The 2,958-nt window shown below is 74.0% G+C and carries 1 protein-coding gene and 2 pseudogenes; all 3 read left to right on the top strand.

Translation table 11 applies throughout. The features are described 5' to 3' along the window. Positions 1–87 precede the first annotated feature (87 nt). Positions 88–972: pseudogene (gene panC / locus AC2W7J_RS17205) on the top strand (pantoate--beta-alanine ligase); the annotation flags it as partial. An 83-nt stretch (positions 973–1,055) separates the two neighbouring features. Beyond that, positions 1,056–1,484 (top strand): aspartate 1-decarboxylase, encoded by a 429-nt coding sequence (panD, locus tag AC2W7J_RS17200; RefSeq protein ID WP_255184320.1) that lies wholly within the window; start codon positions 1,056–1,058, stop codon positions 1,482–1,484. Further along, a pseudogene (locus tag AC2W7J_RS17195) lies at positions 1,477–2,958 on the top strand (L-aspartate oxidase); the annotation flags it as partial. The gene panD and the pseudogene AC2W7J_RS17195, both read left to right, overlap by 8 nt.

Raw genomic sequence — 2,958 nt, 5'->3', positions numbered from 1 at the left:
GCCGAGCGGAGCGGCCGCCTGCGGGCCGACGCCGCCGAGAGCACTCCTGACCACCCTCGACCGAGGAGACCCCGATGACCACCGCCCCCCGTCGTCGCCCGCACGCGCGACGAGCTCGTCCCGGCCCGCGCCGCCCTCACCGACGGCGACGTCGCGGTCGTCATGACCATGGGCGCCCTCCACGAGGGCCACGCGCGGCTCATCCGCACCGCCCGCGAGCGGGCGCGGCACGTGCTCGTGACGATCTTCCTCAACCCGCTGCAGTTCGGGCCCAAGGAGGACCTGTCGCGCTACCCGCGCACCTTCGACTCCGACCTCGAGATCTGCACGCGCGAGGGCGTCGACGTCGTCTTCGCCCCCACGCCCGACGTCATCTACCCCGAGGGCGACCCCGGCGTGCGCATCTCGGCCGGCCCGCTCGGCGACGTCCTCGAGGGGCAGTCGCGCCCCGGGCACTTCGACGGCATGCTCACCGTCGTCGCCAAGCTCATGCACCTCACCCGCGGTGACCTCTTCTACTACGGGCAGAAGGACGCGCAGCAGCTGCTGCTCATCAAGCGCATGGTCCGCGACATCGACTTCCCCGGCAGCGTCGTCGCCGTCCCCACCGTCCGTGAGGAGGACGGCCTGGCGATGAGCAGCCGCAACACCTATCTCTCGCCGAGCGACCGCGAGACCGCGCTCGCGCTCTCCCGCGCGCTGCGGGCCGGCGCGGCGCAGGCGGTCGAGGGCCCCTCGGCGATCCGACGGGCCGCGCGCGAGGTGCTCATCGAGGAGCCGCTCGCGCTCGTCGACTACCTCGTGCTCGTCCACCCGACGACGCTCGAGGACGTGCCCGAGTGGTACAAGGGCGAGGCCCTGCTCGCCGTCGCCGCCCGGGTCGGCACGACCCGCCTCATCGACAACGTCCCGGTGCTCGTCGGCCCCGGGGGCGGGGCGCGGGAGACCTTCGCGGAGACGTCCGCCGGCTGATCCCAGTGCGCGGCGAGGGGCACGCACGCGACAGTGAGAGACTGGGGAACGCTCACCCGCCGCCACAGACGAAGGACACTCGCGTGCAGCGCTTCATGCTCCACAGCAAGATCCACCGCGCCACCGTCACCCAGGCCGACCTGCACTACGTCGGCTCGCTGACGATCGACATGGACCTCATGGACGCCGCGGGCATGCTCCCGGGCCAGCAGGTCGACGTCGTCGACATCGACAACGGCAACCGTCTGACGACCTATGCGATCGAGGGCGAGCGCGGCAGCGGCATCGTGTGCATCAACGGCGCGGCCGCCCGGCTCGTCTCGCCCGGCGACCTCGTCATCATCATCGCCTACGCGGCGATGGACGACGACGAGGCGCGCACCTTCGAGCCCAACGTCGTCTTCGTCGACGGCGACAACAAGATCGTCGAGCAGTACCACGACGCCGGCGACGTGCCCGACGGCTACGGGCTGAAGACCTCGGCCGTCACCCACCGCGACGACCGTGCCTGAGACCGCGGGGCGCCCCCGCGCCCGTCGTCGTCCCCCCGCCGCCTCGGCGCCCCCCGAGCCGGGGTGGACGACCCAGGCCGATGTGCTCGTCGTGGGCTCCGGCATCGCCGGACTGACCTGCGCGCTACGGCTGCGCGAGCACGTCGACCGCGTCCTGCTCGTCACCAAGACCCGCCTGTCGGAGGGCTCGACGGCGTGGGCCCAGGGCGGCATCGCCGCGGCCCTCGCCCCCGAGGACTCCCCGGGCGAGCACCTCGACGACACCCTCGTCGCGGGCGTCGGCCTGTGCGACGAGGACGCCGTCGAGGTCCTCGTCACCGAGGGCCCAGCCCGGGTGCGGGAGCTCATCGACCTCGGCGCGCAGTTCGACCGGGACGCCGCCGGTGAGATCACCCTGACGCGCGAAGGGGGCCACCACCGCGACCGCATCGCGCACGCCGGCGGCGACGCCACCGGCGCCGAGATCTCCCGGGCGCTCATCGCCCAGCTCGAGGCCGTGCAGGCCGACCCCGGTATCGAGGTCATCGAGCACGCCCTCGTCGTCGACCTGCTCACCGCGACCGACGGCAGCGTGTGCGGTGCGACCGTGCACGTCATCGGCGAAGGCGAGATCGACGGTGTCGGCGCCGCCCGCGCCCGGGCCGTCGTCCTCGCGACCGGCGGGCTCGGCCAGATCTACTCCGCGACGACCAACCCCTCCGTCGCCACGGGCGACGGCATGGCGGCCGCCTGCGTGCCGGTGCAGCGCTCGCCGACCTCGAGTTCGTGCAGTTCCACCCCACCGTCATGCACCTGGGCGAGGGCGCGACCGGCCAGCAGCCGCTCGTGTCCGAGGCCGTGCGCGGCGAGGGCGCCGTCCTCATCGACACCTCGGGCGAGGCCTTCATGGCCGGCGTGCACCCGATGGCCGACCTGGCCCCGCGCGATGTCGTCGCCCGGGCGATCCTCGAGCGGATGGAGGCGACCGGCACCGACCACGTCCTCCTCGACGCGCGACACCTGGGCGGCGACTTCCTCGAGCGCCGGTTCCCCACGATCGTCGCCCGCTGCCGCGAGCTCGGGATCGACCCGGCGACCGATCCGATCCCGGTCGCGCCGGCGCAGCACTACGCCTCCGGCGGCGTGCGCACCGACCTGCGCGGTCGCACCAACCTGCCCGGCCTCTACGCCTGCGGCGAGACCTCGTGCACCGGGGTCCACGGCGCCAACCGGCTCGCGAGCAACTCCCTGCTCGAGGGCCTCGTCTTCGCCCACCGCATCGCCGAGGACCTCACCACGCGGCTGGCCGCGGGCGAGCTGCCGCTGCTGGAGCCCGAGGACCCCACCACGACGAAGGGGGACTCCGGCCTCCTCGACGCCGCCCACCGCCGCGAGGTGCAGCAGGTGATGACCCGTGGCGTCGGCCCGCTGCGCTCCGCCGAGTCGACCGCGGGGCGCGCTCGCCGGGCTCGCGGAGCTCGGCCGCCCGCGCACC

This window comes from Janibacter sp. CFPM2_SD2, from assembly GCF_057364645.1.
Note: the sequence above shows the minus strand (reverse complement) of the source record. Positions and strands in the feature narration are given on the sequence as shown.